General features: G+C 58.3%; 10 protein-coding genes. 5 read left to right on the top strand and 5 right to left on the bottom strand.

Going from position 1 to position 6,952, the window contains the following annotated elements; genetic code table 11:
- Window positions 1-276 (bottom strand): hypothetical protein (locus tag RI563_RS02150; protein WP_310692699.1); only part of this gene is annotated, 276 nt, incomplete at its 3' end.
- On the opposite strand from RI563_RS02150, the gene RI563_RS02145 reads away from it, so the two are divergent.
- Together RI563_RS02145 and htpX are read left to right on the top strand one after the other, a co-directional pair.
- A complete protein-coding gene (locus RI563_RS02145; RefSeq protein WP_310692698.1) occupies window positions 275-766 on the top strand; it encodes a bacteriohemerythrin in 492 nt (163 codons plus the stop codon). The two genes, RI563_RS02150 and RI563_RS02145, sit on opposite strands and share 2 nt — an antisense overlap.
- A 173-nt stretch (window positions 767-939) precedes the next feature.
- Entirely contained in the window at window positions 940-1,824 is an 885-nt protein-coding gene (gene htpX / locus RI563_RS02140; protein ID WP_310692697.1) for a protease HtpX, read from the top strand.
- Window positions 1,825-1,901: 77 nt separating this feature from the next.
- Here htpX and RI563_RS02135 read toward each other — a convergent pair whose 3' ends face one another.
- The gene (locus RI563_RS02135) at window positions 1,902-2,498 is read right to left on the bottom strand and encodes a CBS domain-containing protein (protein ID WP_310692696.1); all 597 of its coding nucleotides are present in this window, start codon (window positions 2,496-2,498) and stop codon (window positions 1,902-1,904) included.
- Entirely contained in the window at window positions 2,495-2,941 is a 447-nt protein-coding gene (locus tag RI563_RS02130) for an Rrf2 family transcriptional regulator (RefSeq protein ID WP_310692695.1), read from the bottom strand. Before RI563_RS02130 ends, RI563_RS02135 begins: the two co-directional genes overlap by 4 nt.
- A gap of 180 nt (window positions 2,942-3,121) precedes the next feature.
- Between RI563_RS02130 and RI563_RS02125 the strand changes: the two genes are divergently transcribed.
- Complete coding sequence (locus RI563_RS02125) at window positions 3,122-3,742, top strand: cation transporter (protein WP_310692694.1); 621 nt, start codon at window positions 3,122-3,124, stop codon at window positions 3,740-3,742.
- A gap of 303 nt (window positions 3,743-4,045) precedes the next feature.
- On the opposite strand, the gene RI563_RS02120 is transcribed toward RI563_RS02125, so the two are convergent.
- The gene (locus RI563_RS02120) at window positions 4,046-4,516 is read right to left on the bottom strand and encodes a Spy/CpxP family protein refolding chaperone (RefSeq protein ID WP_310692693.1); all 471 of its coding nucleotides are present in this window, start codon (window positions 4,514-4,516) and stop codon (window positions 4,046-4,048) included.
- Window positions 4,517-4,708: 192 nt separating this feature from the next.
- Between RI563_RS02120 and RI563_RS02115 the strand changes: the two genes are divergently transcribed.
- Together RI563_RS02115 and RI563_RS02110 are read left to right on the top strand one after the other, a co-directional pair.
- Window positions 4,709-5,398, top strand: coding sequence for a response regulator transcription factor (locus RI563_RS02115; protein WP_310692692.1), 690 nt, complete (start codon window positions 4,709-4,711; stop codon window positions 5,396-5,398).
- Window positions 5,398-6,768 (top strand): ATP-binding protein, encoded by a 1,371-nt coding sequence (locus RI563_RS02110; RefSeq protein ID WP_310692691.1) that lies wholly within the window; start codon window positions 5,398-5,400, stop codon window positions 6,766-6,768. The genes RI563_RS02115 and RI563_RS02110 overlap by 1 nt, the downstream gene beginning before the upstream one ends.
- Before the next feature lie 34 nt (window positions 6,769-6,802).
- On the opposite strand, the gene RI563_RS02105 is transcribed toward RI563_RS02110, so the two are convergent.
- The coding region (locus tag RI563_RS02105) for a heme-binding protein (RefSeq protein ID WP_310692700.1) at window positions 6,803-6,952 on the bottom strand (150 nt) is incomplete at its 5' end.

Here is a 6,952-nt window from a genome sequence, read left to right as displayed (position 1 = left end):
TCCCACTACATGCCGTGCCCGGCCAACGTGGCGGAAGAAGTCATCAAGGAAGCCAAGGAACGCAACGCCAAATAAAACGGGTGTGCTACCGCTAAAAAAGGGGCCTTCAGGCCCCTTTTTTTGTGCCTGTGTATTATTCGGCCCGACTGCGGCAGGTTTGATCTGGATCAGAATCCGGCCAACGGGGTTGGGTATGATCGGCCGTGTTAGCCAAATCAAGTCATCCAAGCCTGTTGCCACGCCTCTCGGCGTGGCATTTTTTCCGGAGGTCGTCATGTCCCAGCTTGCCGCAAATACAACAGAGGACCTGGTACAGTGGTCCGATGAATTGAGTGTCGGTATCGAGGAGATCGATAATCAGCACCGCATCCTGGTGGATCTGTTAAACGAACTGCATCGGGCCATCGTCGAGCATCGCGGTTCGGAAGCAGCGCATCGGATTCTGGCCGAGTTGCTGGAATATACCCGTATTCATTTCGCGGTAGAAGAGAGCCTGATGCGCATCCTTGGCTATCCTGATTATGAAGAACACAAGCATCATCATGAGCTGTTGATCAATGAAGTGCAGGAGTTGAGCCAGAAGCTGGAGGCGGGCAAGAAATCCGTCAACTTCGAGCTGCTGCATTTTCTGAAGATGTGGCTGACCAAACATATTATGGAAGAGGATCGGCAATACACCTCCCACTTTCTCGCCAAGGGCGTTCAGCAAAGTTATGAAAAGCGCTCCTGGGTCGGCAAGTTCTGGGACTCCCTGCATCACAAGTAATTCCGCCGTCGCTTCGCTTTAGCCAAATAACGCCGGTCCCTGTTTGACAGGCACGGTTCCCGTGACTTGAATGCGGTTCCGGCGTCACTATTATATTCCCGATATTGAAAACCTTTCTGTCGCCCGGTGGTCCAATTCGGCGACATAATGTTGTTTAACATGAGGGAAGGAACGTGAAACGAATCGCGCTGTTTCTGGCGACCAACCTGGCGATTATTGTCGTTCTGGGTATAACCCTGCGCCTGCTGGGTGTGGAACGAATTCTCGATGAACAGGGGGTGGGGCTGGATTACCAGGCACTGCTGATTTTTGCCGCTGTTATCGGTTTCGGCGGCTCGTTGATTTCGCTGGCCATTTCCAAGTGGACGGCCAAGCGTCTGACCGGGGCGCAGGTGATCGAACAGCCGCGCAATGCCACCGAGCAATGGCTGGTCGAGACCGTACGTGAACAGTCCCGGCGCGCCGGTATCGGTATGCCGGATGTAGCGATCTATCAATCCGGGGACATTAACGCCTTCGCCACCGGCGCGCGGCGTAACAGTGCCCTGGTGGCGGTTAGTACCGGCCTGCTGAACAGCATGAGTCGGGACGAGGCCGAAGCCGTGCTGGGGCATGAAGTCAGCCATGTCGCCAACGGCGATATGATCACCCTGGCATTGATCCAGGGGGTGGTGAACACGTTTGTGATTTTCCTCTCACGGGTTATCGGACATCTGGTCGACCGATTGGTGTTCCGGGTCGAGCGGGGACATGGTCCGGCGTTCTGGATCACCGCTATCGTGGCCGAGATTATCCTGGGCATTCTGGCCAGTATCATCGTCATGTGGTTCAGTCGCCGACGTGAATTTCGCGCCGATGTCGGAGGTGCCGAGCTGGCCGGGCGGCAAAAAATGATCCGCGCGCTGGAAGCTTTGCAATACAGTGTCGATCGGCCTCATCTGCCCGATCAACTGGCGGCGTTCGGGATTTCGGGTAAAATCGGGCGGGGTCTCTCGCGTTTGTTTATGTCCCATCCTCCGCTGGGCGAACGCATTGCCGCGTTGAAGGCGGGCCAGTAATATCCCCGCTCGTAGACGGAGAGGCTGGAATAATATTTTTTTCAGTATGCGGCTCGCGTTCTCTTGTGAATAAAGTCCTATAACATCTGCTGAAGCAGAACCTGGACCAGATTGGAGCGAGTGATAATGCCGTTGACCTGTTCCTGATCGTCAGTAACGATAACCCGCTTGATGTGATGTTTTTTCATCTGTTCGATGACATCATCCAGCGTCTGGTTTTCTTGAATACTCACGACCCGGGTAACCATGATATCGCTGACCCGGGAAGGCATGTCGGCGGTGCGCGGCGGATGCCGGAACAGGTTCTCCAGGGTCTGCCAGACACTGTGCGTGGGATGGTGACAGGGTATCCCCATGGCACAGAGAAAATCCGCCTCGGTCACTACGCCGACCAGCTTGCCGTCATTGTCAGTGACCGGCAGCCCGCTGATGCGTTTTTCCACCAGAATGCGGGCTGCATCAGAAAGGGAGGTGTCGGGTGTGACAGTCATGATGTCCGACGTCATGATTTCGCGCACGGTCAGATGTCCGGACTCACGCAGGCGGGCATGTTTCTCGGCGATTTTATCCAGTTGCATCAGATCCTCCAGGGTAATGTCGAGATAGGTATCGAACTCCCTGAGGGCTTTTTGAAAGTCCTCTCGGCGCAGATCCCGATGTGAGGGTTTACTCATGAGGCACCTCCGGCAACGTGATTGGTCAGCAGGTTGACCAGCTTTTGTTGTTTATTTCCAACCAGGTCCGCGAGCGTATATTGATCAAGCTGGTGAAAAAACGCGTGTTGTGCCTCATCCAGCGCCTGGTTCAGGGTACAGGCCGGACGAATCGGACAGGGTGGCTCGGAACAATTGATCAGGGGGGCCTCCCCTTCCAGGCGGCGTACCAGCATACCAACGTTGATCTCTGCCGGATCGCGAGCCAGCTGGATGCCGCCGGTTTTACCCCGATAGGTGATAATCATTTCACTGGCGACCAGTTCATTGATTACCTTCAACAGGTGATTGCGCGACATATCAAAAGCGCGGGCGACCTCGTTGATTGAAATGGTCCGTCCGGGGTGCAGAGACAGATAAATCAGCACGCGCAGGGCAAAATCGGTAAACCGTTTCAGGTGCATGGCGTTGCATCGCTGTGAAGTATGTAGTATTAAATTTACTATATAAAACTGAAAGTGTCACATCGCGACAGCCGGCAATGTTGCCAGGTAACATCAATCCAGGGCCATAAGTGTGATTAAAAGCTTTTGATTTTGCCGGGAGAGGGCCGCCGAGAAAGACCTTAAAATATTGGAGTATTCATGAGCGGATGTTGTGACAGCGATTGTGCCGTGCAACCGGTACAACAGCGCCAGCGAAACACCCTGTGGGCGGTACTGGTGATCAATGCGCTGATGTTCGCGGTCATCGTGATCGCGGCCCTGTATGCCCGTTCCAGTGCCCTGCTGGCGGACAGTCTGGATAACCTGGGCGATGCCCTGACTTATGCACTGAGCCTGTATGCCGTATCGCGCGGGGCGACGGCCAAGGCCCGGGTCGCGCTGTTCAAGGGAATCCTGATCCTGCTGGCGGCCTGTGCGGTGGCCGGTCAGATTGTTTACCGGTTGCTTGAACCCGGCGTGCCGGTGTTCGAGTTGATGGGCGCTTTCAGTCTGCTTGCTCTGCTGGCCAACAGTTTCTGTCTCTATCTGTTGTGGCGACACCGACATGAAGACGTGAACATGAGTTCGGTCTGGGAATGCTCGCGTAACGATATCGCCGCCAATATCTCGGTGTTTCTGGCCGCAGGCGGCGTCTGGTTGACCGGCTCGGGCTGGCCGGACATCGTCGTTGCCTCGGCGCTGGTGGTGTTGTTACTGCGCTCCGCCTTACGGGTCATTCGCTCGGCACTGAGCGAGCTACAGTACGGTGCGTCGCGGTGAAAAAGGTCAGTGAGTCCTGGCTCACCGTTGTGTAGCAAACAATCCTGTCTAAACAGACGTTGGGAATGCTTGAACGTTCTGACTTTAATCGGTGCTGCCGTGCTTTCCCTGACACACCGTGAATACCGCCTTGTGGTTTCGACAACCTTATCCCCCTGTGGCCGATGGTCCTGAAAGGTACGCCAGCACCTTCTCATTCCGCTTCCGGTATTTCGGAACGCTGTATCATAGGCAAAAAAAAGCGGGCCGTAATTGGCCCGCAAAAGCACACTCAGGGGAGAGCGAGTATGAACAAGAAAGGATTCAGCCTATGTGGTGTCGATAACGATGACGCATTGATTGAAACTTCGCCTGTTGCTGCGGTGTCATTTGACGGTAGATCTTTTGTATCATGTCAGTCCGCTGGCGTGTCATGTCCGCTGCCAGACGAGATTGTTGTTCAATCAGCTGGTTGACCCGCGCGGCATCATAGTTATCACCGCTGGCGGCGGTGTACAGCTGGTGTCGAATGTTCCGCAGAGCCTGGCGTTTGTTCTGCAGTTCGCCACGTTGCCCGGCAACAATGTGTTTAATCTGTTCCCGCTGGGCCTGGCTCAGATCCAGCGTCTCCATCACCCGGTGCATGGGTTTTTCGTCGCGCCCGGGCGAATTGTAGGCGGCCTGTTTGGCGCCTTTGTCACACACCTCACCACCAGTGGCCAGGGCCAGGGTACTGCCGCCGGCCAGCAGGCTGACGGCAATCACAGTGTTGACTGCAAAAGGTTTCATTTTCATGACCGATTCCTCGCGGGTTAATCCTCTGCGGACTGGCGTTGTGCCGTCATCCGATGTGCAGAGTATGGACAGGTTGATTGCAAGCTTGGGTCACGGGGGTGTAAAGGTGTGTAAAGGCCGGTAAATCCCGCACCTTGTGGCTGACTCTGTGGCAACATAACACCTGGTATAAATAACGGAATGACGGCATACATGAACCGGGTTTTGCTGATCGATGATGATACCGAGTTGACCGAGATGTTGAGCGACTATCTGAGTGCCGAGGATTTCACGGTGGAGGCCGTGTACGACGGTGAAGCGGGCGTCGAGGCCGCGTTGTCGGGGCAGCACGAGGTGGTGGTGCTGGACGTGATGCTGCCCCGGCTCAGTGGCGTCGAAGCCCTGCGCCGGATTCGCCAGCAATCGCGGGTGCCGGTATTGATGCTGACCGCCAAGGGCGACGATGTGGATCGTATCGTCGGTCTGGAGCTGGGGGCCGACGACTATCTGCCCAAGCCCTGTAACCCTCGTGAACTGGTCGCGCGACTGCGGGCCATCCTGCGGCGTACCGCTGCCACGGGGACGGCCACCGGGGGCGAGGATCGGGTGGTGGGGCGCATCAGTCTGCAACCGGGCCGGCGGGTGGCCTGCTGGGACGAGCAGCGTCTCGACCTGACCAGCACTGAATTCAATATCCTTGAGGCGCTCATGCGCCATGCCGGTCAGGTGGTGAGCAAGGCGGACCTTTCCAGTGAGGCGCTCGGGCGCGAGCTTGAGCGCTACGATCGCGGGCTGGATATGCATGTCAGCAACCTGCGGCGCAAGCTGGGAACCTTGTCCGACGGGCGCTCCCCCATCCAGACGGTGCGCGGTGTCGGTTTTCAACTGTTGCAGGACGACTGATGGGCCGCCTGTTCTGGAAAATCTTTCTGGGCTTCTGGCTGACGCTGGTGTTGATCGCCATCGGCGTCGGGCTGGCTGTGCATATTTATAATCAAAACCGGATCGAGGCGATCACCGATCTGGCGGCGGGACCGCGCGCCAGTTTCGTGGTCAACGCCACGGCGCTGGCGCTGGCCCAGGGCGGGCCGGAATCGGTGGAATCCCTGTTTCGCAGCTGGCCCGGGCAACGTTTGCCACTGGTGTTGATCGTCGATGAAGCGGGGCGGGATATTTTTAATCGCCCGGTGCCCAGTGTGGCGCTGGAGCGGGCTCGCGAGCAATTGCGCGGGGCGCAAATGCTTTCCGGCGTGCGCCGGGTGCTGGGCCATAATGGCCATGAATACGTCATTTTTATTCCCCGTCCCGGCCCCGAAGGCCTGCCACAGACGCCGTCGCGGCAGATGTCCCTGGGGTTCCAGCTGGTGGCGGCGTTGATCGCCAGTTTGCTGTTCAGCGCGGTCCTGGCCTGGTACCTGACTCGCCCGGTCCGTCACCTGCAGTCGGCCGCCAATCGGCTGGCCCGCGGCGAGCTGGCGACCCGGGTGATGCCACACATCGGCCGGCGTCGCGACGAGATTGCCGATCTGGGGCGCGATTTCGATCATATGGCGGCCCATCTTCAAACGCTGGTGTCAGCTCAGCAGCGGCTGCTGCACGATGTCTCGCATGAGCTGCGCTCGCCGCTGGCGCGCCTGCAGGTGGCGGTGGGACTGGGTCGTCAGCAGCCGGAGCGGTTGGCCGGCATGCTGGAGCGTATCGAACGGGAGACCGGCCGGCTGGACGAACTGGTCGGGGAGTTGCTGACGCTCTCCCGTCTCGAGGCGCATGTGGACCGGGAGCGGGACGAGTCGCTGGATCTGCCCGCACTGCTTGAGGAGGTGGTGGAGGACGCCCGCTTCGAGGCCGGGGCGACCGGGCGCCAGGTCAGCCTGTCGCTGAATGGCGAGGCGCAGCTCAGGGGCAAACCGGAGTTGTTGCGCCGGGCCTTTGAAAATGTCATTCGCAATGCCGTGCGTTATACCGCGCCGCAAACCGGCGTTGATGTCAGTGCCACGGTGCAGACGCAGAAGTTTGTCATTCGGGTCTGCGATCAGGGTCCGGGCGTGACAGCGGAAGCTCTGGAGCGGATTTTTGAACCGTTCGTGCGGGCCGACGGAGATGCCACCGGCGGGCGTGAAGGTTACGGACTGGGACTGGCCATCGCCCGGCGGGCGGTGATGGCTCACGGCGGTACGGTAGACGCGAGTAATCGTGAGGGGGGTGGGCTGTGTATCGAGCTTTCCTTGCCCCTGTCGAACAACACGGATGAGGGGAAACGTCCGACGGAGTGAGGCGCCACGGCATCACCCCGTCGGGACGTCCGGTTTACATGCCTTCCATTTGCAGATCCATTTCCACGGCCGCCAGGCCGGCTTCGGCGCATTTTTCATCGATCTCGCCGGAGGGGGCGCCGCTGACGCCGATGCCGCCCATGATGCTGCCACCGACGTTGATCGGGATCCCGCCGGCACTGAT

Source organism: Thiohalophilus sp., from assembly GCF_031581315.1.
Taxonomy (GTDB): Bacteria; Pseudomonadota; Gammaproteobacteria; order UBA6429; family Thiohalophilaceae; genus Thiohalophilus.
Note: the sequence above shows the minus strand (reverse complement) of the source record. Positions and strands in the feature narration are given on the sequence as shown.

What these genes read in the sequence shown, in the direction of transcription:
- RI563_RS02120 (WP_310692693.1), bottom strand. Translation starts at nt 4,516, where the DNA reads ATGAAAATGAAACCTTTTGCAGTCAACACTGTGATTGCCGTCAGCCTG.
- RI563_RS02115 (WP_310692692.1), top strand. Translation starts at nt 4,709, where the DNA reads ATGAACCGGGTTTTGCTGATCGATGATGATACCGAGTTGACCGAGATG.
- RI563_RS02130 (WP_310692695.1), bottom strand. Translation starts at nt 2,941, where the DNA reads ATGCACCTGAAACGGTTTACCGATTTTGCCCTGCGCGTGCTGATTTAT.
- RI563_RS02125 (WP_310692694.1), top strand. Translation starts at nt 3,122, where the DNA reads ATGAGCGGATGTTGTGACAGCGATTGTGCCGTGCAACCGGTACAACAG.
- RI563_RS02110 (WP_310692691.1), top strand. Translation starts at nt 5,398, where the DNA reads ATGGGCCGCCTGTTCTGGAAAATCTTTCTGGGCTTCTGGCTGACGCTG.
- RI563_RS02135 (WP_310692696.1), bottom strand. Translation starts at nt 2,498, where the DNA reads ATGAGTAAACCCTCACATCGGGATCTGCGCCGAGAGGACTTTCAAAAA.
- RI563_RS02145 (WP_310692698.1), top strand. Translation starts at nt 275, where the DNA reads ATGTCCCAGCTTGCCGCAAATACAACAGAGGACCTGGTACAGTGGTCC.